Consider the following 25,390-nt stretch of genomic DNA (forward strand, 5'->3'; position numbering starts at 1 on the left):
CGGGCGCGTCAATTCTTCCCACCTTAGGCTAAGACGGGGCAAGAGTGCCTATTCTGGCATCAGGCTTGCAAGTTTTGGCTCCGACTTCCCACCAACGGAGCCTTCAATATGCGTGCGCGCAATTCGATCCTGATGGCGGCAATGGCGCTTGCCCTGACCGCGGGCTGGCCGGCCTTGTCCGCGCGGGCGGAGTCCATTGTGCGCTACGGCATTTCGATGGCCGACATTCCGCTGACGACCGGCCAGCCGGATCGCGGCGCCGGCGCCTATCAATTCACGGCCTACACGATCTACGATCCGCTGGTGGCCTGGGAGATGGACGTTGCCGACCGGCCGGGCAAACTGGTGCCCGGACTTGCGACCGAGTGGAAGGTCGACGACGCCGACAAGACCAAATGGCGCTTCACGCTGCGCAAGGGTGTCAAATTCCACGACGGCAGCGACTTCAATGCCGATGCCGTGATCTGGAATCTCGACAAGGTGCTGAACGACAAGGCGCCGCAATTCGACAAGCGGCAGAGCGCCCAGGTCAAGACCCGCCTGCCCTCGGTTGCGAGCTACGCCAAGGTCGACGATTTCACCGTCGAGATCACCACCAAGACGGTCGATTCCTTCTTCCCCTACCAGATGCTCTGGTTCCTGGTCTCGAGCCCCGCGCAATATGAAAAGCTCGGCAAGGACTGGGACAAGTTCGCGAGCCAGCCTTCGGGCACCGGCCCGTTCAAGCTGACCAAGCTCGTGCCGCGCGAGCTCGCCGAGCTGACGAAGAACCCGGACTACTGGGACAAAAAGCGGCTTGCGAAGGTCGACAAGCTGATCCTGATCCCGATGCCGGAAGCGCTGACCCGCACCAATGCCCTGCTCGCCGGCCAGGTCGACCTGATCGAAACGCCGGCGCCCGACGCCGTGCCGCAACTCAAGGCCGCCGGCATGCGGATCGTCGACAACGTGACGCCGCATGTCTGGAATTATCATTTGAGCGTGCTGCCCGGCTCGCCCTGGACCGATATCCGCCTGCGCAAGGCGCTCAACCTCGCGATCGACCGCGATGCGGTGGTCGGCCTGATGAACGGCCTCGCCAAGCCGGCCAAGGGTCAGGTCGACCCGTCGAGCCCATGGTTCGGCAAGCCGACCTTCGAACTGAAGTACGACCTCGCGGCCGCCAAGAAGCTGGTGGAGGAAGCCGGCTATTCAAAGGACAAGCCGCTGAAGACGACCTTCATCATCGCCCAGGGCGGCACCGGGCAGATGCTGTCGCTGCCGATGAACGAGTTCCTGCAGCAGAGCTTCAAGGAGATCGGCATCGATGTCGACTTCAAGGTGGTCGAGCTCGAGACGTTATACGCGCACTGGCGCAAGGGCGCGGCCGACGAGATGAACGCCGGCATCACCGCCAACAACATCGCCTACGTCACCTCGGATCCGCTCTACGCCATCGTGCGGTTCTTCCATTCCGGCCAGGTGGCGCCGACCGGCGTCAACTGGGGCGGCTACAAGAATCCGAAGGTCGATGCGCTGATCGACGAGGCCAAGCAGACCTTCGACACCGCCAAGCAGGATGCACTGCTGGCGCAGGCGCACGCGCTGATCGTCGACGATGCCGCGCTGGTGTGGGTGGTGCACGACACCAATCCGCACGCGCTGTCGCCGAAGGTGAAGACCTTCGTGCAGGCGCAGCACTGGTTCCAGGATCTGACGCAGATCGGGGTGGAGTAGTTCTCTCGGCTGTTGTCCGAATCTCTCCATCGTCGTCCCGGCGAAGGCCGGGACCCATAACCACGAATGGGTGTTGTTAAAAAGTCGTCTGGCCGTTTGCCTATTGCCACCGCCGCCGCGTATGGGTCCCGGCTCCCGTGCGCAATTGCGCACTAGGCCGGGACGACACCTGAGTTGTGCCGCCTATTTCGTCGTCAACGCGAACGCGCCGTTCCAGTCGGCCGGCGGCGGCTGCTTCTCGAAATTGCGGATGCGCGCCTCGTAGAGATTGTAGAGCGACTGCAGCGCGCGGGCGTCGTCGGTCTTGCGGCCGCGATCGATTGCGGCCAGCGCGCCGTCCCAGTCACGGCCGCGGTAGCAGGCAAGCATCTCGATGGTCAGGTTGCGCAGCCGCTGGAAGCGGCCGGAATTCGCCACGTCCTCGCGGCCGGCAATCGCGTAGATCACCTCGGGCTCCTTCTTGCCCTTGACCATGATGAAGTCGAGCTCGAGGATCGCAAACTTCTCCTTCACCGCGAGCGCGGTCTTCGATCCCACGATGATCGGGAAACCGTATTCTTTGGACTGCCCCTCCAGCCGCGACGCCAAATTGACGCTGTCGCCGAACACCGAATAGTCGAAGCGCACGTCGGAGCCCATATTACCGACCACACAGGTGCCGGTGTTGAGACCGACGCCGATATTGAGCGGCACATAGATATGGCCGCCGTCCTTGGCCTCCTGCTCGCGCGCGCGGTTGAGGTCTCCGACACGCTCCAGCATATCGAGCGCCGCGTCGCAGGCGTTGAGCTGATGCTGCTTGTCGTCGAGTGGCGCGTTCCAGAACGCCATGATGGCGTCGCCCATATATTTGTCGATGGTGCCCTTGCGGGCCAGGATCGCGTTCGACAGCGGCGTCAGGAAACGGTTCATCAGCGCCGTGAGGCCCTGCGGATCGCTCTTGTAGGTTTCCGAGATCGAGGTGAACCCGCGCATGTCCGAGAACATGATGGTCATCTCGCGCTCCTCGCCGCCGAGCACGAGCCGCTCCGGCGATTGCGCCAGCTGCTCGACCAGCGCCGGCGACATATACTGCACGAATTGCGACCTGATCTGCCGGCGCTGCTGCTGCTCGCGCACGAAGGCGGAGAAGATCAGCGTCAGGTAGATCGCCGTGGTCGACATCAGCGGATAGGTGAAATCGATCAGGAGCCGGTGCTGGGAGTAGAAATACCAGGACGTGCCGGTCAGCACCGAGGCGAACATGCCGCCGACCACGACCAGCGTGATCGGCCCGAACTTCGGCGCGAAGGCGATGACCAGCAGCCCCATGATCATCGCAGCGAAGAACTCGATACCGATACCGTAATTCGGCTGCGAAACCACATCGCCGGTGAGCGCACTCTCCAGCACCTGGGCATGAACCTCGACCCCGGGCATGGCCGGCGTCACCGGTGTGGTCTTGATGTCGTTCAACCCGACCGAGGAGGTGCCGATCAGGATCAGCTTGCCGGCGATCCGGTCCGGCGGCACCCGGCCATCCAGCACATCGACGGCCGAGACATAGATCGAGGGGTCACGGCGGGCGTAGTGGATCCAGAGCTGGCCGTGGAGGTCGGTCGGAATCGCAAAGCCCTTGATGCCGAGACTCTGGATGCCGCCCTTGTCGGCCTTGATCAGGATGGTGCCGGAGCCGCTCGCCACCCGCAGCATTTCGAATGTCAGCGACGGCATGGTGATGCCCTGCGCGACCATCATCATCGGCACCCGCCTGACGATGCCGTCGCGTTCCGGCCTGATCGTGAACAGGCCTCGCCCGGCCGCGGCCTCCTCGAGCACCGGCACGTTGCGCAACAGTCCCGGAAACTGGAACATGAAGCGCTGCGGCTCCTCGCCGAGCATCGCAAGCCCGGTCACCGGCAGCTTTTCGTTGAGGTCGGCGCGCACATTGGGCCCGCCGGACTCGCCGAGCACCACGCGCGAGTTCTTGATCGCCTCGGCAAAGATGCTGTCGTTGCTGGGCAGCTGCCGCAGCCTGGCACGCATCTCCTCGTCGAGATTGCTGAACGTATCGGCCGCGATATCCGGGTTGAGACGGTCCGGCTCGGAGAACACCGCGTCGAACGCGATCACCACGGCACCGAGCCGGGTGAGATTGACGACGATGTCGGCGAGCCGCGTTCGCGGCCAGGGCCATTGCCCGAGCCGGGGATCGGCGAGGCTCTTCTCGTCGATATCGACGATGGTGACGGGCCGCGCGGCCTTCTGGCGGGGCTCGATCACCTGGAATGTGTCGAACGTCCTGACCCGAAGCTCCTGCACCGGCGCCGGATCAACGACTCGCAGGGCGGCGATGCCGATCAGCAGCGCCACGCAGGCCAGCCGCGCATAACCGAAGCGCCGTCCGAACCACCTTCGTATCGCCTTCAGCCGTTTCATGCCGTCTGGATATCACGCGCGGAGGGTTGTTCCAATCGAGCAAGCATGCGCGGTGCACAATCCGCCCGGCCAACCGCGCCGCTGACGCGCGGCGAGATGAGGATGGATCGTCATCGCGCTTTAGCTCGTTGTTTAAGCATGATCTTTCCGGAAAGCCGTTTCGCACTTTTCCGGATCATGCCTTGGTGGCGGCACGGCGGTCCGTCGATCACGTCACGTGAAGCAGGAAATCATTGTGGGTGAGCGAGGCGGACATCACGTTGCGAAGCGTAATGGTGTCTGCGCTATCGACGGTGATCAGCGTATCCGCCGGATTCGTTGGCGATTGGGCAACGTGCTCGCTGATCCAGGTATCGGGATCGATACCGCCGGTCGACTGGATCGCCGAAAGGTCGATCTGGTCGACGCCAACCTTGAAGTTCATGATCATGTCGTGGTTGAAGTTCGCCGCGAACACGAACTGGTCCTGGTGGCCTGCGGTTCCGAACAGCACGTCCTTGCCACTGGTGCTCGCTAACGTCACCGGCCCGCTTGGATTCTGCTGGACGTCGAAGATCAGGTTGACCGTATCGCTCGCACCATTGCCATCGGTCACGGTGAGCGCGATCTTGTCGGTCGCTGGAGGCGTCGCGCCGGGATTATAGGTGAGGCCCGGCGCCCCGAGCGCCGTGTTGATACTTGTGAGGTTGCCGAGCAGCGCCGGCGGCTCGACGCTGCTGCCAACACCGGGAGTTGTCGCCGCCGCCATGGAGAAGGCCTCGTTGGCGCCCGCATCGACGTCCGTCACGGTCAGGCCGGAGAAGGTTTCGGTCCCGTTGGGATTCTCCGTGATGCTGACGTTATCGGTATGAATCACGGGCGCGTCATTGGCGCCGACGACATCGACTGTCAGCGTCGCAGAGCCGGTGGCACCATGCGCATCGATCGTCTCGACGGTGAACGTGTCGGCATAGGTCCCCTTGGCCAACGCGTTGATCGCGGCATCATTGGGAACATAGCTGTAGGTGCCGTCCGCATTGACCGTGAGCGAGCCGTAGAGGCCGGTGATCGCCGAATTGACCGCGACATGGTCCGAATTGAGAGCGGCATAGCTCAGCGTCGCGGTCTCACCGTCGTCGACGTCGTGGCCGTGGAGCGTGCCGGTGAGCGGGCTGAACGTATCGTAGGCCGTGGTATCGGTCAGCGTGCCGGCATTGACGTCGGCCAGCGTCGGCACGTCGTTGGCACCGGTGATCGTGATCGTCACCGGCGTGGTGATGATGCCGCCATGATGATCGTCGATCTGGATCGTGTAGGTCAGCGTCAGCGTCTCGCCAACGGCGAGGTAGTCGAAGTTCTGGTCGGCGGCCGAGAACGTCCAGGTGGACGATCCGGTCACCCCGCCGGTCGCGTCCGTCAACGTGCCCAACGACAGCCAGTTCAGGATGGTGGACTCATCCTCGGGCAGGCCCGCGGTCGCGCCGGTTTCGGCCACACCGGTAATGCTCAGCGTGTGGGTGTCGCTGAGATCCGCATCGGTGAACGTCACGGCACCCGATGCCGTATCCGGCTTGGATGACCCGGTCGTGTCGGGCTGCTCGGGAATGGTGGCCGCCTGTGCTTCGGAGGTGACGACCGGCGTGTCGTTGCTGCCGACAACCGTGATGGTCACCGGTTCGCTGATCACGCCACCATGGTGATCGTCGACCTGGATCGTGTAGGTCAGCGTCAGCGTCTCGCCGGCCGCGAGATAATCGAAACTCTTGTCAGCGGCCGAGAAGGTCCAGGCCTGCGATCCCGTCACATGGCCGGTCGAATCGGTCAGCGTCCCCAGCGAGAGCCAGTTCAGGACTGTCGACTCGTCCTCGGGCAGGCCCGTGGTCGTTCCGGATTCGCTCACGCCGGTGATGGATACGGTGTGGGTATCGCTGAGATCGACATCGGCAAATGCCACCACGCCGACCGCCATGTCCGGCTTGGGTGAACCCGTCGTGTCGGGTTGCTCAGCAACCGTCGCGGTCGGCGGCTCCGACGTGAAGGTCGGGACGTCGTTGGTGCCCGTGATCGTGATCGTGACGGGCTGGGTGACGAGGCCACCATGATGGTCGTCGACCTGGATCAGGTAGGTCAGCGTCAGCTTCTCGCCGGCCGCGAGATAATCGAAATTCGCGTCGGCGGCCGAGAACGTCCAGTGGCTGGATCCGGTGACGCCGCCGGTCGAATCCGCCAGCGTGCCGAGCGACAGCCAGCTCAGGATCGTGGCCTGATCGGGCAGCCCCGTGGTCACGCCGGTTTCGGTGACGCTGGCCACGGTGACGCTATGGGTGTCGCTGAGATCGACATCGGTGAAGGTCACGGTCCCGGACGCGGTATCCGGCTTCTGCGAACCGGTCACCCCCTCGGCCTCGGTGATCGCGGCTGCCTGGGTCGGCGACGTGATCACCGGCCTGTCGTCGGTGCCGACGATCGTGATGGTGACCGGAAGCGTGACGACGCCGCCATGATGATCGTCGATCTCGATCGTATAGGTCAGCGTCAACGTCTCGCCCGCGGCGAGATAGTCGAAACTCTTGTCGGCAGCCGAGAACGTCCAGGCGCGCGATCCCGTGACGCCATCGGTCGAATCGGTCAGCGCGCCCAGCGACAGCCAGCTCAGCACGGTGGCTTGGTTGGCAAGGCCCGTGGTGACGCCGGCTTCGGTGACGCCGGCGATGGTGACCGTGTGCGTGTCGGTCAGGTCAGCATCGGTGAAGGTCAGCGTGCCGTGCGCGGTGTCAGGCGCGGCGGAGTTCGTCGTCCATGGCAGCTCGGTGATCGAGGCGACCTGCGCCGAGGACGTCACCACCGGCGTATCGTTGGTGCCGGTGATCGTGATGGTGATGGTCTTGAAGGCGGTCTCGTTGCTCGGCGCGTAGTTGTTGTCGACGCGCACCAGATAGGTCAGCGTCAGGGTTTCGCCGGCGGCCAGGAAGTCGAAGGCGCCGTCGGCAAGGCTGTAGGTCCAGGTCGCCGAGCCGATGTTGGTGTTCTGCGGATTGGGGTCGAGCTGCAACGGAATCTCGACCGCCTGGATCGCCGCCAGTTGCGCCGCCGTCAACGACGAGGTGACGTCGTTGCCGCTGGCGTCGCGATAGCTGAACGCGCTGAAATTGACCACGGCAGTCGGCTTGTCGCCGAGATTGACGTCGACCCATGTGATCTGGCCGGTCGCCGTGTCGAGCTGGTCGCTATGGGTCTGCCCGGCCAGTTCGGTGAACGTCCCGTTCTGCGTCACGACATGCGGCGCACCGGGAGCGTGGTCGGGCTTGGCTGAAGGGGCCTGTGGTCCGGCATTGCCGGTCAAGGCCAGCAGGAAGCTGGTCGGCAGGATCACGTCGCCGGTCGCGAATTTGAGGCTGGTCGTGACCGGGACGACGCTGTCCGTGAAGTTCGTCGTGAGCTTGGTGTTGGGATTGTTGTTGTCGGTAAACTTCAGCGCGAAGACGTCCGAGATCAGCTTCTGCGCATCGGTCGACAGCTGCGCCGACGAGACGAAGCTGACGCTGCCCTGGCCGTTCACGATCGTCTGGGTGCCGGCCTGATCGACGGTTGCGATCGGATTGAGCGTCGTCTTGTCGAACAGGATGTAGGAGCCGGTGGTGCCGTCAGGCTCGACAAGCACCTGGAATTTGGCGGGCGGCACGCCACCCGAGCCCTGCACGTCGAAATCAATTTCGACCAGCACGGCGGTGCCGCGAATGCCCATGGTGGCGACCGGCGTATCGACCTTCATGTCGCCATGCTTGGCGGTCGCGCCGGCAACGAACGAGATGGTGCCCGAGACGAGGCTCATCAGCGACGAATTGCTCGACCCGTTCGGGTCGTAGATCATCTCGTTCAGCACCATCTTGGCGTTCGGCCCGAGACCGAACACGGTGCCGTCGACGAAGGTGATGCCGAGCGTCGAGTCGCTGCCGGACTGCACCACGTCACCCTTGTTGACGTTGTCGCCCTGGTTGAGGACGATCGCAACGCCGTTACGGACGGCGGTGGCGCTGCCCGTCAGCTTGGTGACGTGGCCGATGACCTTGGCCGGCTCCGCAGCACCGCCGGCCTGGGCATATTGGGTGTAGCCGGTGAGCGCGTTGACGAGGTCGCCGGTGAGATGCGCGCCTTCAGGCGATGCCAGGGCTGCGCGTTTCTCGCCCTTGAAGTAGTCGTGCAGGACGAGTTCCCGATCGTCCTTCGAGATGACGAGGTCGAGCCCGGTCCGCTTGAAGTCGCCGGTGAACAGCAATTGCCCGTCGTCGACGGTGATTGCGCCGGGCGGCGCATGCGTGGAAACGCTGTCGACGTGTACCGATCCGCGGACATAAGCGTCCACGCTCGGCGAATGGCCGTCGAATTTCCCAACAAAGTTCACTGCGGATCACCGCACGAGGGTTAATATTGGTAAAATATCCGAATGATTACGCCTGCATATCATCGGATAAAGCTTGGCGAAACCATCCTTTGCTTTCGCAAGGTGCTCTGGCCGCGCGGTTTGAGCAGGTGTGACTTGGCTCACGCTCACTACAGAGATGTAGTTCGAATCTACCTGACGGTACCATGAGATGGTATTTTGGCCAAGATGCGTACTGAGCCACGTATTCGTGGTATTCACCGGCATTTCTTTACTTGCCTTTATTTCCCCACAGCCCCGAGAGGGCATTTCACCCGATTTTTCCGGCCAAAGCTGTGACTTGGCTTACAAATCGCAGCAATCCTGTGCCCGGACTGGCTGGGTTAACCAGAAGGCAAACATGAGGCGTTTCGCAGTGGAAAAAGGTTCGCCGGTTCGTTTCACAAACCGGTAAAGTTTTCGGGACCCCGGGCAGGCCCCCTTCAGCCTGCTGTCCGGATTCCCCACATCTTAAGTCGATTCGAAGGGATCGTTGGCCATGCTCACGCATGAAACGATCTGGTCGCGTGTGCGGTGTAGTGTCCACCCGCCGATGAGCGGACAGGGGGTGTCACATGGGAATGTCGCTTCGCTCATTCGCACTGCGCGCCGTGACGCTGGGCATTGGCCTGGCCTTGGCTGCGCCAATTGCCGAGCTCAATGCCGCCTCGCTGCTTTCGCCCGGCCCGGCATCGGTGCTCAGGAAATCAACCGAACCGTTCGGCCTGTCGACCAGCCTGCTTGCCGCAGGCGGCCTGCACGACAAATGGCTCGGCGTGCAGCGCCAGCTCGCCGGCGAATTGGTGCAACTGGCAGCCTGCGAGAGCGACCGCATCGGCTGCGCATCGCCGGAGGCGCTGCGGTTCCTGGCGATCGTCGATGCCGGACGGGCGCGCAATGGCCGCGCCCGGCTCGGCGAGATCAACCGCGCCATCAACCTCGCGATCCGCCCAGGCAGCGATCTCGCGACTTATGGCGAGCCCGACGTCTGGGCCACGCCGCTTGCCACCTTCGCCCGCGGCAGCGGCGATTGCGAAGACTACGCGATCGCGAAATTCGTGGCGCTCGCCAGGGCCGGCGTCGCACCAGAAGATCTGCGGATCGTCGTCATGCATGACCTGCTCGGCGGCGAGGACCATGCCGTGGTCGCGGCCCGGCTCGACGGCCACTGGCTGATGCTCGACAATCGCCGCATGGCGATGATCGAGGACAGCGATATCAGGAGTTTCCGGCCGACCTTCGTGATCGACCAGACCGGCGTCAGCCGCTACGTCGATGCACCGCTGGTCACCGAGGCCGCGTGGCGGCCGGCGGAGCGGCCGGCGGGGCGGGTGAATTGAACCGAGCCTTCAAACACGTTCCGTCATTGCGAGCCACCCGGTCGGCGCGCAGCGCCGCCGGATGACAGGCTCCGCGAAGCAATCCATCTTCCGCGGGGGATGGATTGCTTCGTCGCTTTGCTCCTCGCAATGACGGGAGCTAAGTCGTCCGTCGAACGCTCAGAACATCAAATTGTCCTTCACCAGAACCCAGCGGCCGCCCTTGACCTGCTGCACCTGGGTGATGGTGTTGGCGAGATGATCGGTCTTGGAGAACTTGGTCGGCGGCGAGTTGAAGATGTCGAGGAACTTGTCGCCTGACTCCAGCGCATCCAGCATCTTCTGGCCGGTGAGATCCTTGCCCGCCTTCTGGGCGTAGAAGGCGAAGGTCATCACCGCGTTGTAGCCGATGATCGCCTGCGTGTTGGCTTCGGAGTTGAACATCTTCTTGTAGTTGACCAGCCAATCCTTCACCTTGCCCTTGGCGGTGTCCTCATAGGGAATCTCGAAGCCTGAGGCTGCGTAGAGCCCTTCGACGGCGTCCTTGCCGAGCGCCGGCACTTCGAGCACGTTGGTCGGGGTGGCGCCGAGGAAAGTGACGTCCCAGCCGAGCTTCTTGGCCTCATTCATCGCGCCGATGGTCTCGCGGATCACGGTGCCCAGCACGACGAGGTCGCAGCCGTCGGACTTCATCTTGGCGACCTGCGCCGAGAAATCGGAGGCGCCGCGCTTGTAGCTCGTGATCGAGGCCGGCTGCACCTTCATTGCAGCGAGCTGCTGGGTGAAGCCGTCAAGCACGTTTTTGCCGTACTCGTCGTCCTGATGCATGATGCAGGGCTTCTTGAAGTTCTTCCAGTCCATCATGTATTTGAGCGCGGCACGCGTGCTCTCGACATAGGGCAACAGGTTGTTGAACTTGAGCCGCTCCTGCGGCTTGGCGGGATCGAACTTGAAGGTGAATTCGGCGGCGGTCAGCGGAAACAGCTGCAGCACGCCGGCGTCGAACAGGATGTCCTGCGCGGCAAGCACGGTCGGCGAGCCCATTGGGCCGATCATCGCGAACACCTTGTCGCGCTCGACCATCTTCTGCGAGGCCAGCACGGCCTTCTTCGGATCGTAGCCGTTGTCCTCCAGGATCATCTTGATCTTGCGGCCGTTGATGCCGCCACTGGCGTTGATTTCCTCAACCGCCATCTTCATGCCGTTCGACACCGGGACGCCCCAGACCTTGATCGGGCCGGACAAGTCCTGATGCGTTCCGATCACGATCTCGGTCGGCGAGATGCCTTCATTGGTGACCTTGGTCTGGGCTGCGGCCGGCAGACAGGTCAGCGCCAGCGCGCTCACCGCAAGGCCCAGCGCCTTCAGCGATTTCGACATTGCAGTCTCCTCCTCAACATGGCCCATGGTGCGCGAAGGGTCGGGCCTGCTCGCTCCTTCGCCTATTCCTGCTTCGGCTAAGCGACCGCGCGTTCGCCATACATGGCGTCGATCTCGGCCGCGTAGCGCTTGTTCACAAAGCTGCGCTTCAGCTTCATGGTCGGCGTCAGCTCCTCGTCCTCGGGCGTCAGCTGGCGCTCGATCAGATAGAATTTCTTGATGGTCTCGACGCGCGCAAACTTCGCGTTGACCGCCTCGACCTCGCGGTGGATCAGGTCCTGGATCTCGCGGGCCCGGCACAGGCTCGCGTAGTTGGTGAAGGGGATGTCCTGGTCCTGGGCGTATTTCTCGACATTCTCCTGATCGATCATGATCAGGCAGGTGAGATACGGTCGCTTGTCGCCGACCACGACCGCGTCAGAGACATAGGGCGAAAACTTCAGCTGGTTCTCGATCTCGGACGGCGTCACGTTCTTGCCGCCTGACGTGATGATGATGTCCTTCATCCGGTCGGTGATCTTGACATAGCCTTCATTGTCGATCGCGCCGACATCGCCGGTGTGCAGCCAGCCCTTGGCGTCGATCGTCTCGGCGGTCTTCTCCGGCTGGTTGAGATAGCCCATGAACAGGAAGTCGCCCTTGATCAGGATCTCGCCCTTCGGGCAGATCATCACCTCGCCCCAGGGCGCGGCCTTGCCGACCGAGCCGAGCTTGATGCGGTCCGCCGGCATCAGGGTCGCGACGCCGCAATTCTCGGTCTGGCCGTAGACCTCGCGCATATCGATGCCGAGTGCGAGGTACCAGCGGATCAGATCCGGTGAGATCGGCGCGGCGCCAGTCAATGCGATCCGGCAGCGATCGAGCCCGAGCATGCGGCGGATGTTGCGGAACACCAGCCAGTAGGCGGCGCTGTTGGCAAGCCGCAGCGACAGCGGCGGCGTCTCGCCCTCCAACCGGCACTCGGTCATCCGGTTGCCGATCGCAAGCGCGCGGGCATACATCCAGTTCTGGAACGGAGTCGCGTCCTTCAACGCGATGGTGATGCCGGAATAGAACTTCTCCCAGATCCGCGGCACCGCGAGGAACGCGGTCGGCTGCACCTCGCGCAGATTGTCCGGCACCGTTTCCGGGCTCTCGGCGAAATTCATCACCGAACCCAGCGCGAGCGAGATGTAGTAGCCGCCGACCCGCTCGGCGACATGGCAGAGCGGCAGGAACACCAGCCGCTCCTCGCTGTCGGTCGAGGGGTAGAGATCATTGGCGTGGCGCATCTGGTGCGTCACGCTGCGGTTGGAGTGCATCGCGCCCTTGGGCGGCCCCGTGGTCCCCGAGGTGTAGACCAGGATCGCGAGATCGGAAGCGGTGCGGCTGCCGGTCATTTCATCCCACAAGGCGTCGTTGCCCTGCGCATGATTGCGGCCGAGCGCGGTGAATTCGGCGAGCGACAGCACCATCGGATCGGAGAAGCCGGAGAGCCCCTCCATGTCGAACACGACGACCTTTTCCAGCGTCGGGCAGCGCGAGCGGCAGGCCAGCACCTTGTCGAGCTGTTCCTCGTCCTCGACGAAGATCATCCGGGTGCGCGAGTCATTGACGAGATATTCGACCTGCGCCGCGGAGTCGGTCGGATAGATGCCGGACGAGACGCCGCCGGCGCACAGAATGCCCATGTCGGCATAGACCCATTCCGGCACCGCGTTGGCGATGATCGAGGCGACGTCGCCGGGGCGGAAGCCGGTCGCGTGCAGGCCGAAGGCGATATCCCTGGAGATCTGCAGCCATTCGCGCCAGCTGGTCGGCTGCCAGATACCGAACTTCTTCTCGCGGATCGCGGGCCTGTCGCCACGCGTTTGCACCGCGAGCAGAAAGCTCCGCGCGATCGTGTCGGCAACTGTCAGCACCACTGGTCCTGCCATCCGCGCTCCCTCCTCTGCCGCCTGCCTCACGCGCCGGGTTGTTGTGCCGGTCTTGTTCGCGAGCCAAGCTTGAAATCTAGCTCCAACCCTCTTTCAAAGCAGCGTCGACTTTCGTCGACGCCAACCCTCTGCAACGCCAACCTTCAACGCCACGTCTTCTTCTTTTTCCAGCGCCGCTCGCCCCGCGCGCCCGCTTCCTTGGCGCCGAGATAGAACTCCTGGATATCGGGTGAATTCATCAGCCGCTCGCAGGTGTCGTTCATGACGACGCGACCGATCTCCAGCACATAGCCGTAATGCGCCGTCTCCAGCGCGATCTTGGCATTCTGCTCGACCAGCAGGATCGACATGCCCTGCTCCTCATTGACGCGGCGGATGATGGTGAAGATCTCCTTCACCAGGATCGGCGACAGCCCGAGCGACGGCTCGTCCAGCAGCAAGAGCGTCGGCCGGTTCATCAATGCGCGTCCGATCGCAAGCATCTGCTGCTCGCCGCCGGAAAGCTGGCCGGCCGGCTGGCCAAGCCGCTCCCGCAGCCGTGGAAAATAGCCGTAGACGCGTTCGAGGTCCTGCGCCACACCGTCGCGGTCCTTGCGCAGATAGGCGCCCATCATCAGGTTCTCGCGCACCGAGAGGAACGGAAACACCTCGCGCCCCTCCGGCACATGGCTGAGGCCGAGCCGCACGATCCGGTCGGCCTCCATGCGCTGGATCGGCTTGCCGAGGAATTCGATCGTGCCCTTCTGCGGGTCGAGGATGCCGGAGATGGTCTTCAGCACCGTGGTCTTGCCGGCGCCGTTGGCGCCGAGCAGCGTCACGATCTGGCCGCGCGGCACCTCGAGGCTGATGCCGCGGATCGCCATGATCGGCCCGTAATAGCTTTCGATGTTGGAGAGCTTCAGGATGATGTCCGATGTGCTCATGCCATCACCCTCATGCGCCGAGATAGGCTGCGACGACGTCGGGATGGTGCTGCACCTCCGAAGGCGAGCCCATCGCCAGCACGCGGCCGTAGTTCAGCGCGATGACGCGGTCCGAGACCCGGTTGACCAGCGTCATGTCGTGCTCGACCATCAAGACGGTGATGCCGAGCTCGCTCTTCATGTCGCGGATCCAGAACGACATGTCGTCGGTCTCCTCGACATTGAGGCCCGACGACGGCTCGTCGAGCAGGATCAGCTTCGGCTCCGAGCACAGCGCCCGCGCCAGCTCGATCACCTTGCGCACGCCGTAAGGTAGGCCCGAGATCAGCTTGTCGCGGTAAGGCTCGAGATCGAGAAATTCGATCACCTGCTCGACCCGGCGGCGATGCGCCTTCTCGCCGGCGCGGACGCTCGGCAGGAACAGCAGCTCCTGCCAGAGCTGCGTATTGGAATGCCGATGCCGGCCGACCAGGAGATTACTCAGCACGGTCGCGTTCTCGAACAGCTCGATGTTCTGGAAGGTGCGCGCGATGCCGAGCCTGGCGATATCGTAGGCCGGCTGCTGGGTGATGTCCTGATCCTCGAAGAAGATCTTGCCCGAGGTCGGCGGATAGATCCGCGAGATCAGATTGAAGATCGAGCTCTTGCCGGCGCCGTTCGGTCCGATGATCGAGAGGATCTCGCCCTTCTCGACCGCGAAGCTGACGGCATCGACCGCTTTGAGGCCGCCGAAATGCAGCGACAGGTTCTCGGCGCGGAAATAGCTCATCGGTTCCGCTCCGATTTCACATAGATCTTCTGTCGCTTGAACGTTGCGCGCTTGTAGAGCGGGAACAGTTGAAAGAAGAGCTTGATCTTGAGCCAGCGGCCGTAGAGGCCCAAGGGCTCAAACAGCACGAACACCACGATGATGACGCCGTAGATCGCACCCTTCAGCCCGTTGGCGGAGGCAAACGCCGCGACCGCATCCTGAATATGTCCCGCGCGCTCGGTACCGGCGCCCAAGGTGGCCGCAACGCCCGCAATCACGCCGGGCATGTCATCCTTCAGATAGGTCAGAAACGGATCGATCATGACCAGGAAGATCGCGCCCAGCACCGCGCCGTGCAGGCTGAAGGTGCCGCCGATCAGGATCACGATGATGAACTCGATCGAGAGCTGCAAGGTGAACATCTCGGGCGAGATGAAGGACAGCTTGTGGGCGAACAGCACGCCGGCGAAGCCGGTGATACCAGCCGAGATCGCGAACGACTTCACCTTGTAGAGCGCGACATTGATGCCCATGCTGCGCGCCGCGGTCTCGCTATCGCGGATCGCGACGAAGGCGCGCCCGGTCGGCGAGCGCAGCAGATTGAGCGTGCCGACGATGGTCAGCACCAGCACCGCAAGGCAGAGGTAATAGAAGGTCGGGCCATCACGCGACACCGTGGTGCCGAATAGCTGCATGGTCTTGACCCGCATGCCTTCATTGCCGTGGGTCACGCTTTCCCAGCGCGCCATGATTTCCTCGACGATGAAGGCAAACGAGATCGTCGCGATCACGAGATAGATGCCCTGCAGCCGCAGCGCCGGAAATCCGACCAGCGCGCCGACCAAGCCGGTCAACAGCCCCGCGGCGAGGAAATAGACCGGGAACGGCACGTTGAATTGCTGCAGATAGGCCGCGGTGTAGGCGCCGATCGCCAGAAATGCGGCGTGTCCCAGCGAGGCCTGCCCGGTGAAACCGGTCAGGATCAACAGGCCCACGCCGACAGTCGCATAGATGCAGACGAAGACCAGCTGGCTCATCAGATAACTTGAGAGCACGTAAGGCGCGATCAGCAGCACCGCGAGCAGCAGGCCATAGGAATAGACGTAGCCGGAATGCGGAAACAGCCTGATGTCGTCTTCATAGTCGGTCTTGAAGAGAAACCGCATGCGTCCTCCCTAGATCATGATGCGATTAAATCGCATCATGATCTCGTCCTCTCGGTTGAGCATGATCTTGTCGGAAAACCGGCCTCCACTTTTCCGGATCATGCCCTAGACCTTCTTGCGGACGTGAAGGCCGAACAGGCCCTCGGGTTTGAGCAGCAGCACCGCAAGCAGCACGATGTAAGGCGCGACGTCCTTCCATCCCTGCGGCAGGTAGAAGCCGGCCATGCTCTCGATCACGCCGATCAGCACGCCGCCGACCACCGCGCCGGGAATCGAGCCGAAGCCACCGAGCACTGCGGCCGGAAACGCCTTCAGCCCCAGCACCAGGCCGACATTGGAATGGATGAAGGTGATCGGCGCCAGCAGCACGCCGGCGCAGGTCGCCACCGCCGCCGAGATCGCCCAGACGATCGAGACCACGCGCTTCACCGGGATGCCCATGTAATAGGCAGCCAGCATGTTCTCCGAACTGGCCCGCATCGCGGTGCCGAGCGTGGTGCGGTTGAAGAACAGATAGAGCAGCGCACACAGGATGATGGTCGCCGCGATCACCGAGAGCTTGTCATAGGCGAGCACCAGGCTGCCGATCCGCAGGACGCCCTGGCTGAACGGGGTATCGATCTTGAAGTCGTCGGTGCCCCAGATCATGCCAGCCACCGAGCGCAGGAAATAGCCGAGCCCGATCGTCGCCATGATGATGGAGAATTGCGGATAACCGAGGATCGGCCGCACCACGATCCGCTCGGCCAGCATGCCGAACAACGCCATGCAGATCACTGCGCCGGCGAAGCCGACCCAGTAATTCAGTCCCAGCATGCCGATGAATGTGAAGGCGAAAAAGCCGCCCAGCATCATCAAATCGCCTTGCGCGAAATTGACGACCTCGGTTGCCTTGTAGACCAGCACGAAGCCGAGCGCGATCAGGCCGTAAACGCAGCCGAGCGCAATGCCGCTGACGAGCTGCTGAACAAAGTCCAGCATCGTTCCCTCCCCGATGCCCGGCGATTCTTATCCGATCGCTCGTCGCATCCCGCCTTCACGCCCTTGTGTCGGAAGCGCTGAAAGCCGCCTATGTCCGCCTGGGATTGAGCCAAAACACCCGATCCCTGTCAACAAACCGCTGATCCGGCTGTATCATCACATTTACGGAGATATGCCGCAGCACGGACTAATACGGATATCGCGTTCGATTTGCCCCGTGCGATTCACTGCACCGAAACGGTTTTTGTCCAAGTTTGCGCAACCGACGAGCGAAATCCCGGATCGCCACCGCATCATGACATCGGAATTGTCCGCACTCGCCCTGCGAGGGTTAACCAAGCGTTTTGACCGCCCGGCGGTCGACGCGCTCGATCTCACCATCCGGGTCGGCGAGTTCTACGCGCTGCTCGGGCCGAACGGCGCCGGCAAGACCACGACGTTGCGCATGGTGGCAGGACTGTTGCGTCCCGACGCCGGCTCGGTGTCGATCCTCGGCATCGACGCGCTGGCCGATCCGGTCTCAGCCAAGCAGATCATGGCCTGGGTGTCCGACGAGCCGATGATCTATGACAAGCTGACGCCGCTGGAATATCTCGAATTCGTCGCCGGCCTGTGGGGCATCGATCCCCGCACCTCGGAGAAGTCGGCGCGCGACCTCCTGGTGTCGCTCGGGCTCGAACCGCATCTCAACGAGCGCTGCGAGGGCTTCTCCAAAGGCATGCGCCAGAAGGTGGCGCTCGCCGGCGCGCTGGTGCACGATCCCCGCCTGATCATCCTCGACGAACCGCTGACCGGGCTCGACGCGCTGTCGGCGCGTCACGTCAAGGGGCTGTTGCAGGAGCGCGTTCGCACCGGCTGCACCGTGATCATGACGACTCACATCCTCGAAGTCGCCGAGCGCATGGCCGACCGCATCGGCGTGATCGCGGCCGGCAGGCTGATCGCCGAGGGCACGCTCGGCGAGCTGCGCGAGCAGAACGGCCGCAACGACACCACGCTCGAGGACATGTTCATCGCGCTGGTCGATACCGAAGCGGCGGCCGCGTGAGCTCGGTCGCCCATCTCAGCTGGTTCGCCCGCCATGAATTCCGCCTGGCGTGGCGCGAATGGCTGGCGATGATGACCGGCGGTCGGCGAAGGCGCAATCGCGCCGTGATCGGACTTTTGATCTTCGCGGCGATCCTGCATCTGCCGGCCTATGCCGTGGTCAACCGCTATGCGGACTTAAGGTTTCCGCTCGATCCGTCGTCGCTGATCGTGCTGACAGCAACCGTCTTCCTGGCCTGGGCGCTGATGCTGTCGCAGGCCATCGAATCGGTGACGCGCGTATTCTACGCCCGCGCCGATCTCGATCTGATCATGTCGTCGCCGGCCAAGCTCACCAACATCTTCTCGATCCGGATCGCCGCGATCGCGATGACGGTGAGCAGCATGGCGCTGTTGCTGTCGACACCGTTCATCGACGTGCTGGTGTATCTCGGCGGCCCGCGCTGGCTCGCCGGATTCGGCGTCGTACTTGCGATCGGGCTGTCGGCGGCCGCCACCGCAATCGCGGTCACCGCGTTCCTGTTTCGCCTGATCGGGCCGATCCGGACCCGGCTGGTGGCGCAGGTCGTCTCGGCGGTCATCGGCGCGGGCTTCGTGATCGCGCTGCAGGTCGTCGCCGTGCTGTCCTACGGCACGCTGTCGCGCTTTGCCTTCCTGACCTCGGACACCGCGGCACACATTGCCCCCGCGCTCGACAGCCTGCTGTGGTGGCCGGCGCGCGCCTCACTCGGCGATCTCGACATTATGATGCTGCTGCTCGCGGCAAGCCTGGTGCTGCTCGGCGTTGTGATGGCGGCCTTCGCGCCGCGCTTCGCGGACACGGTTGCAAGCGTCGCCGCCAATCCGACAGCGGTCACGCGGGGACGCGCCCGCGCATTCCGCCCCGGCTCGCGGCAACAGGCGTTGCGGCGCAAGGAGCTCGTGTTACTGCGCCGCGATCCATGGCTGTTGTCGCAGAGCCTGATGCAGATGCTCTATCTGCTGCCGCCGGCGCTGATGCTGTGGCGAAGCTTTTCCGGCACGTCGACCGCGATCGTGCTGATCACGCCTGTCATCGTGATGGCCGCGGGCCAGCTGGCCGGCGGCCTCGCCTGGCTGACCATCTCGGGTGAGGACGCGCCCGATCTGGTGGCGACCGCGCCACTGCCGCCGTCACGCGTGACCCGCGCCAAGATCGAGGTCGTGCTGCTCGCAATCGCCGTGGTGTTCACGCCGCTGGTGGCCGCGCTGGCGTTCGCCTCGCTGGCGCAGGCCGCGGTCACGGCGATCGCGATCCTCACCGCGACCGCATCCGCCGCCGCGGTCCAGCTCTGGTTCCGCGCACAGGCCAAGCGCAGCCAGTTCCGCCGGCGCCAGACCTCCTCCCGCATCGCGACCTTCGCCGAAGCGTTCTCCTCGATCGGCTGGGCCGCGACCGCGGCGCTGGCCCTGACGATACCGGCAGCCGCACTCGTCAGTGGCATGATGACCCTGTTGACGCTCGCCATCGCCTGGAAGATCAGCCCGCGGCAGGGCTGAGACCGCGCTTAAGCCTTCATCACCTCGATCACCGCCGCGGCAAATGCCTCCGGCGCTTCCTGCGGCAGATTGTGGCCCGAGCCCGGAATCACGCGATGGTCCAGGCGGTTGGCGTACTTTGCCGCGGTGCGACTGCCGTCGGTCACGAACGTCACGCCATCGTCGGCGCCGTCGAGCGAGATGGCGGGGACGGTGATCACAGGCAATGCGTCGAGCCGCCGCTGCACATCCGCGTATTGCGGGTCGCCTTCGACTACGCCGTAACGATGCCGGTAGCTGTGGATCACGACGTCGACATAATCAGGATTGTCGAACGCGACCGCCGTCCGCTCGAAGCAGGCCTCGTCGAACGTCCAGGTCGGTGACCATTGCGACCACAGGATCCTTGCGATGCCGCGCCGGTTGGCGGCGAGCCCGGCGCGACCGCGCTCGAGCTGAAAGTAATATTGATACCAGAGCGGCACTTCGCGCTCCGGCGGCGCCGGCACCATCGCATGCGCGATGTCCTGGATCATGTAGCCATTGGTGCAGACGAGCCCGATGCAGCGCTCCGGCCACAGCGCGGCGCCGATCGATGCGGCGCGGCCGCCCCAATCATAGCCGGCGAATACCGCACGCTTGATGCCGAGCGCATTCATCAGCGCCATCAAATCGGCCCCGACCGCCGCCTGCTCGCCCGAGCGCGGCGTCGCCTTGTCGCGGAACAGCGTCGGCCCGTAGCCGCGCAGATACGGCACGATGACCCGGCAACCCTGCGCGACCAGGATCGGCGCGACGTCGACAAAGGCATGGATGTCATAGGGAAAGCCGTGCATCAGCATCACGACCGGACCATCCGCCGGGCCGGCCTCGTAATAGGCGATGTTGAGCACACCTGCGTCGACGTGGCGCAACGGCTCGAGCCGCTTGGTCGATGACGCGCGCGGCGTAGGGGCAGTGTCAGTCACGCAGAACTCCCTGATCTCTCATATCTGCGCGGCATGGTAGCGCGTTCCGGCGCAGGAATCGCCTGGATCGTGTTGCAGTCAGCGCCTTGGAGCGATGCGCCGGCCTCATCATGACGGCAAGCCGATTGCGCGATAGTCTCGTATCGGCGGATATCGCCGAAGACGGAACAGGTCATGCTGAGATTGCTCGCCGCGCTCGTCTTGCTGGGATCATTGACCGGCCACGCCGTCGCGCAGGACGCCCAGCGCAGCGAATGCCTGGCAATGGCCAATGCGCCGCCGCGGGCCGTGCCGGTGAACTACCGGCGCATCGCGGCCAAAGCCGACGAGGTCGCGATCACCTATGCCGGCCATTCGACCTATTACATCGACACGCCCGGCGGCGTCCGGATCGCGACCGACTACAACGGCGTCTATCAGACCGGGCGATTGCCTGACGTCGCGACCATGAACCGGGCCCATGCGACACACTACACGCTGTTTCCCGATCCCGGGATTGCCCACGTGCTGCATGGCTGGGGCGAGAACGGCCAGGCCGCGCATTACGCGGAGCGCATCGGCGACGTCTATATCCGCAACGTCACGACCGACATCCGGCGCTATTGGGGCGAAGATGCCGGCGGCGAGATGATCAAGGACGGCAATTCGATCTTCATCTTCGAGGTCGCCGGCCTCTGTATCGGCCATCTCGGCCACCTCCACGTCAAGCTCGACGACAGCCAGTTCGCGGCGATCGGCCGACTCGACATCGTGATGGTGCCGATCGACGGCACCTATACGATGTCGCTCGACGGCATCTCCGAAATCACCAAGCGGCTGCGCGCATCGGTGGTGCTGCCGATGCACCGCTTCGCCACCCCGCTCGACGAGTTCATGCGCTTGATCGGCCAGCAATTCGAGATCGACCGCCGCGACGGCGAGCGTACGTTACGGATTTCGCGCGACACGCTGCCGGCAACGCCGACGGTGATCATCCTCGACGGCGTGTAAAGGCTCTGTTCAAGAAGAAGCAAAACCAACGGGAGTGAAAATCGATGGCCAGTACGTTACCCGCCTCAGCCAGCGGGCTCTATGCCAATCCGCGAGAAGACTGGCTCGCCCAATACACGGAAGAAATCATCGACCCGGCCCGTCCGATCGTCGATCCGCATCACCATCTCTGGGACCGCGGGGGCTTGCGCTATCTGATCGAGGAGATGCGCGACGACATCGCCTCCGGCCACAACATCGTCGCGACCGTCTATGTCGATTGCCGGTCGATGTATCGCGCCGACGGGCCCGAGGCGTTCCGCCCGGTCGGCGAGGTCGAGTTCGCCAACGGCGTCGCGGCGATGGCGGCGAGCGGCGGCTACGGCAAGGCGGCGATCTGTGCCGGCATCGTCAGCCACGTCAACCTACTGATCGGCGACCAGGCCAAGGCCGTGCTGGAGGCCGAGATTGCCGCCGGCAACGGCCGGTTCCGCGGCATCCGCCACTCCTCGGCCTGGGACGAGGACCCCAACGTCGCTCACATGTACGCGAACCGGCCGAAGGGCATTCTGCTCGATTCCACCTTCCGCAAGGGATTCGCCTGCCTGGCGCCGCTCGGCCTCAGCTTCGATGCCTGGCTGTTCCATCCACAGATCGGCGAGCTCACCGACCTCGCCCGCGCCTTTCCCGACACCAGGATCGTGCTCGACCATTGCGGTGGCCCGGTCGGCACCGGCCGCTTCGCCGGCAAACGCGAGGAGACCTTTCCGCTCTGGAAGGCGTCGATCCAGGAGATCGCCAGATGCCCCAATGTCGTGGTCAAGCTCGGCGGGCTGGCGATGTGCCTGCTTGGCTATGACTTCCACCTCCGGGCCCGGCCGCCATCGTCGGAGGAACTCGCCGCCGCCTGGCGGCCCTATGTCGAGACCTGCATCGAGGCGTTCGGCCCGAACCGTTGCATGTTCGAGAGCAACTTCCCACCTGACAAGGGACAGTGCAGCTATCAGGTGATCTTCAACACCTTTAAACGGCTTGCATCACAATATAGCGAAGTCGAGAAGACGGCGTTGTTCTTGAAGACGGCAAAGGATGTCTATCGGCTCGATATCGGGTAAACTTCCGACTCATGGATGACGGCATCACCATCCGGCCGCTCCGAGAGGCTGATGCGGAAGCGGTGGTCGCACTTTACGCAAAGGCAGCTGCGGTGGAACCGCGGCTAGGCCCTGTCACGTTGCCACAGTGGGACCAATTCTTGAAGCTGCCGCAGAACCGCGGCGGCCGCGACTTTCGTGTTGCCGAGCGAGACGGGCAGCTTGTCGGCCTCGCCGAGTCCTCGCTGCGCGACCACGGCGCAGGCCATTCCCGGTTCCTCAAGATCGTCGTGACGCCCGAAATGCGGCGGCGCCGGATTGGGCTCGCGCTGGTCGACGACGTGCTGGCGATCGACACCGACCCCGATCTCACCGTGCAGACGCTGGTGAGCAGCGACTGGCCGGCCGGCATGGCTTTCGTCGCCGCCTTCGGCTTCGTTCATGTCGAGTCGGAGATCGGGATGAAGTGCGTCGAGCCGTTGCAGCCGGCACGCACGCTTGCCGCCGCCCGCGCCACCATCGAGCAGGTCTCGGACGTCACCGCCTGTGCCGGCGAGGTCGCGCGGATCCATAACGCCGCCTACGCCTCCGACGCCGCCTTCCGCCTGTACTCGCCGGAGGAGATGGCGCAGGTCCTGACCGAGACCGGGGTCTGGATCGCATCGGAGGATGGACAGATGTCGGGCTTCTGCCTGACCGAGCCGGAGCGCAACTCGATGTGGATCGAGTCGGTCGCCGTCGACCCGGCGCGGCAGGGACGCGGCCTCGGCCAGCTGCTGGTCTATCGCGTGCTGGCCGCGCACGACGTATCGGTCGATCATCCCTGCTGGCTCAATGTCTCGAGCCGCAACGCTCCCGCACTGAAAATCTACCGCCGCCTCGGCTTCCGGCCCCAGCACGAAAGCTGCCGCTTCCTGGCGATGCGCGGCGACCTGATCGCCGCGCGTGAGCGTCGGTTCAGCTAACGGCGGCCCTTACGCCCACTCGCCCTTGCGGAACACCGGCACGCTGCGACCGTCGGCATGGATGCCGTCGATGTCGGTGTGGGCGGAGCCGATCATCCAGTCGATATGGATCAGGCTCTTGTTGCCGCCCTGCTCGGCGATCTGCTGCGGCGTCAGCTTGTCGCCATTGACGAAGCACTTCGAGTAGCACTGGCCGAGCGCGATGTGCGAGGCGGCGTTCTCGTCGAACAGCGTGTTGAAGAACAACAGCCCGCTCTTGGAAATCGGCGAAGAGTGCGGCACCAGCGCGACTTCACCAAGGCGGCGCGCGCCCTCGTCGGTGTCGAGCACCTTCTTCAAGACTTCCTCGCCGCGCGAGGCCTTGGCGTCGACGATACGGCCATCCTCGAACTTGACCGAAATATTGTCGATCAGCGTGCCCTGATAGGACAGCGGCTTGGAACTGACGACGTGGCCGCTGACGCGGCGGCAGTGCGGCGTCGTGAACACCTCCTCGGTGGGGATATTGGCATTGCAGACGATGCCGTTCTTGGCGGTCGAGGCGCCACCTTCCCATTCATGGCCGTCGGCGAGCCCGATCGTGAGGTCCATGCCCGGGCCGGAGTATTTCAGCGCGTGGAAGCGCTGGCCGTTCAGCCATTCGGTGCGCTCGCGCAGCTTCGCATTGTGCTTGTCCCAGGCCGCGACGGCGCCGTCCTGATCGACCCGCGACGCGGAGAAGATCGCATCCGCAAGCTTCGCCACCGCAACATCCTCGGCATCGTCCGGGAACATCTGCTTGGCCCAGGCCGCGCTCGGATAGGCGATGATGTTCCAGTTGGTGTCGAAATTGACGATCTTCTCCAGCGCCGGCTGGTAGGCGATCGAATTGGCCTTGCTGGCGCGCGCGACCTTGGTCGGATCCTCGCCCGACAGCAGCATCGGATTGTCGCCGACGATCGCCAGCCGCGCGGTGTTGGCGCCGAACGCCTTCGCCATGCCCTCGTACAGCCAACCCGCTGCGCGATCGAAACTCGCGTCGTTGGCGTAGCGGTAGCGCGCCAGCGTGAGCTCTTCGTCCGAGAAGAATGGAGTCACGATACCGGCGCCGGCCTTGTAGGCATGCTCCACCACCCGCCGCACCAGCGGCATCGCCGCCGACGGCGCCGTCAGCAGCAGATCCTGTCCCGGCTGCAGCTGCAGGCCGACCTTGATCGCGACTTCGGCGAGTCGATCGAGCTTTACCGGATCGATCGAGGCGGAAAGATTGCGTTGATGTGCGGTCATGAAGCGCCGTGTCGTTGGAGGAACTCTCTAGGATTCGTAGTCCAATTCGATCCGCATTCGCAAGGTTCCAGCCCGCCGCGTCCGATCACGCGGCAGCGAGCAATTGCCTCGAATTTTACCGCTTCGGCGCGCGTCCGCCTGTTCGGCCTCGGCGCGAACCCTACGCCTCCGGCGGCGCTTCACCGAACACCTCGGCTGCGATCTTGCTGGTCTCGATCGCGGCCGGAATGCCGCAATACATCGCGACCAGCAGCAGCACGTCCTGCACCTGCGCGGCAGTGCAGCCATTGGCCAGCGCGCCCTTGGCATGCACGCGGAACTCGGCGGGTTTGCTGCTTGCCGCGGTGATGCCGAGCATCACGAGGCTGCGGATCTGGTCGGACAGGCCAGAGCGCTCCCAGACGTCACCATAGACATAGGCATTGATGATGTTTTGCAGCGGCGTACCGAAATCGCCCGCAGCCGCCATCCGCTTGGCGACATCGCCCTCGCCGAACATCTTCTGACGCCGGCGCAGCCCGCGCGCATGGAGATCGCTGATGTCCACCATCGTCGTCTGGCTCCCCTGTATGGGCTATTTATACGGATAAATGAGTCGCACCTCAATATTTCGAT

General features: G+C 63.9%; 18 protein-coding genes. 7 read left to right on the plus strand and 11 right to left on the minus strand.

The genetic code is table 11. The features are described from left to right. Window positions 1-108: 108 nt before the first annotated feature. On the plus strand, window positions 109-1,716 hold the full coding sequence (locus tag JQ616_RS05160) for an ABC transporter substrate-binding protein (RefSeq protein ID WP_212012709.1): 1,608 nt from the start codon (window positions 109-111) through the stop codon (window positions 1,714-1,716). Window positions 1,717-1,899: 183 nt separating this feature from the next. Here the strand turns inward: JQ616_RS05160 and JQ616_RS05165 are convergent, their stop codons facing one another. Both JQ616_RS05165 and JQ616_RS05170 read right to left on the minus strand, forming a co-directional pair. Further along, on the minus strand, window positions 1,900-4,134 hold the full coding sequence (locus JQ616_RS05165; protein ID WP_212012710.1) for a CHASE2 domain-containing protein: 2,235 nt from the start codon (window positions 4,132-4,134) through the stop codon (window positions 1,900-1,902). Between the two features lie 208 nt (window positions 4,135-4,342). After that, a complete protein-coding gene (locus JQ616_RS05170; protein WP_212012711.1) occupies window positions 4,343-8,515 on the minus strand; it encodes a VCBS domain-containing protein in 4,173 nt (1,390 codons plus the stop codon). A gap of 593 nt (window positions 8,516-9,108) precedes the next feature. Between JQ616_RS05170 and JQ616_RS05175 the strand changes: the two genes are divergently transcribed. Next, complete coding sequence (locus tag JQ616_RS05175; RefSeq protein ID WP_212012712.1) at window positions 9,109-9,873, plus strand: transglutaminase-like cysteine peptidase; 765 nt, start codon at window positions 9,109-9,111, stop codon at window positions 9,871-9,873. Window positions 9,874-10,032: 159 nt separating this feature from the next. Here the strand turns inward: JQ616_RS05175 and JQ616_RS05180 are convergent, their stop codons facing one another. From JQ616_RS05180 to JQ616_RS05205, 6 genes are all read right to left on the minus strand, one after another. Then, entirely contained in the window at window positions 10,033-11,232 is a 1,200-nt protein-coding gene (locus JQ616_RS05180) for an ABC transporter substrate-binding protein (RefSeq protein WP_212012713.1), read from the minus strand. 77 nt (window positions 11,233-11,309) lie between these two features. After that, window positions 11,310-13,148: an AMP-dependent synthetase/ligase gene (locus tag JQ616_RS05185; RefSeq protein ID WP_212012714.1), complete on the minus strand. Its 1,839-nt coding sequence runs from the start codon at window positions 13,146-13,148 to the stop codon at window positions 11,310-11,312. Between the two features lie 143 nt (window positions 13,149-13,291). After that, window positions 13,292-14,071 carry an ABC transporter ATP-binding protein gene (locus JQ616_RS05190; protein ID WP_212012716.1) on the minus strand — a complete coding sequence of 260 codons (780 nt, stop codon included), beginning with the start codon at window positions 14,069-14,071 and terminating at the stop codon, window positions 13,292-13,294. 10 nt (window positions 14,072-14,081) lie between these two features. After that, window positions 14,082-14,840, minus strand: a complete 759-nt coding sequence (locus JQ616_RS05195) for an ABC transporter ATP-binding protein (protein ID WP_212012719.1) — start codon at window positions 14,838-14,840, stop codon at window positions 14,082-14,084. Beyond that, a complete protein-coding gene (locus JQ616_RS05200) occupies window positions 14,837-15,988 on the minus strand; it encodes a branched-chain amino acid ABC transporter permease (RefSeq protein WP_212012721.1) in 1,152 nt (383 codons plus the stop codon). Before JQ616_RS05200 ends, JQ616_RS05195 begins: the two co-directional genes overlap by 4 nt. 105 nt (window positions 15,989-16,093) lie before the next feature. Continuing rightward, the gene (locus JQ616_RS05205) at window positions 16,094-16,969 is read right to left on the minus strand and encodes a branched-chain amino acid ABC transporter permease (RefSeq protein ID WP_212012723.1); all 876 of its coding nucleotides are present in this window, start codon (window positions 16,967-16,969) and stop codon (window positions 16,094-16,096) included. Window positions 16,970-17,264: 295 nt separating this feature from the next. On the opposite strand from JQ616_RS05205, the gene JQ616_RS05210 reads away from it, so the two are divergent. Both JQ616_RS05210 and JQ616_RS05215 read left to right on the plus strand, forming a co-directional pair. Next, entirely contained in the window at window positions 17,265-18,017 is a 753-nt protein-coding gene (locus JQ616_RS05210) for an ABC transporter ATP-binding protein (protein WP_212012725.1), read from the plus strand. Further along, window positions 18,014-19,534, plus strand: coding sequence for a permease (locus tag JQ616_RS05215; RefSeq protein ID WP_212012726.1), 1,521 nt, complete (start codon window positions 18,014-18,016; stop codon window positions 19,532-19,534). Before JQ616_RS05210 ends, JQ616_RS05215 begins: the two co-directional genes overlap by 4 nt. An 8-nt stretch (window positions 19,535-19,542) precedes the next feature. On the opposite strand, the gene JQ616_RS05220 is transcribed toward JQ616_RS05215, so the two are convergent. Then, entirely contained in the window at window positions 19,543-20,481 is a 939-nt protein-coding gene (locus tag JQ616_RS05220; RefSeq protein WP_349629955.1) for an alpha/beta fold hydrolase, read from the minus strand. Window positions 20,482-20,655: 174 nt separating this feature from the next. Between JQ616_RS05220 and JQ616_RS05225 the strand changes: the two genes are divergently transcribed. The 3 genes from JQ616_RS05225 (at window position 20,656) to JQ616_RS05235 (ending at window position 23,509) form a co-directional block, all read left to right on the plus strand. Further along, window positions 20,656-21,471 (plus strand): MBL fold metallo-hydrolase, encoded by an 816-nt coding sequence (locus JQ616_RS05225; protein ID WP_212012727.1) that lies wholly within the window; start codon window positions 20,656-20,658, stop codon window positions 21,469-21,471. A 44-nt stretch (window positions 21,472-21,515) separates the two neighbouring features. Continuing rightward, complete coding sequence (locus tag JQ616_RS05230; RefSeq protein WP_212012728.1) at window positions 21,516-22,565, plus strand: amidohydrolase family protein; 1,050 nt, start codon at window positions 21,516-21,518, stop codon at window positions 22,563-22,565. Between the two features lie 140 nt (window positions 22,566-22,705). Further along, a complete protein-coding gene (locus tag JQ616_RS05235) occupies window positions 22,706-23,509 on the plus strand; it encodes a GNAT family N-acetyltransferase (RefSeq protein WP_212012729.1) in 804 nt (267 codons plus the stop codon). A gap of 9 nt (window positions 23,510-23,518) precedes the next feature. On the opposite strand, the gene JQ616_RS05240 is transcribed toward JQ616_RS05235, so the two are convergent. Together JQ616_RS05240 and JQ616_RS05245 are read right to left on the minus strand one after the other, a co-directional pair. After that, a complete protein-coding gene (locus tag JQ616_RS05240) occupies window positions 23,519-24,775 on the minus strand; it encodes an aminopeptidase (protein ID WP_212012730.1) in 1,257 nt (418 codons plus the stop codon). Between the two features lie 160 nt (window positions 24,776-24,935). Beyond that, window positions 24,936-25,325, minus strand: coding sequence for a carboxymuconolactone decarboxylase family protein (locus JQ616_RS05245; protein WP_212012731.1), 390 nt, complete (start codon window positions 25,323-25,325; stop codon window positions 24,936-24,938). Window positions 25,326-25,390: the final 65 nt, after the last annotated feature.

The organism is Bradyrhizobium tropiciagri (assembly GCF_018130545.1).
Taxonomy (GTDB): Bacteria; Pseudomonadota; Alphaproteobacteria; order Rhizobiales; family Xanthobacteraceae; genus Bradyrhizobium; species Bradyrhizobium tropiciagri_A.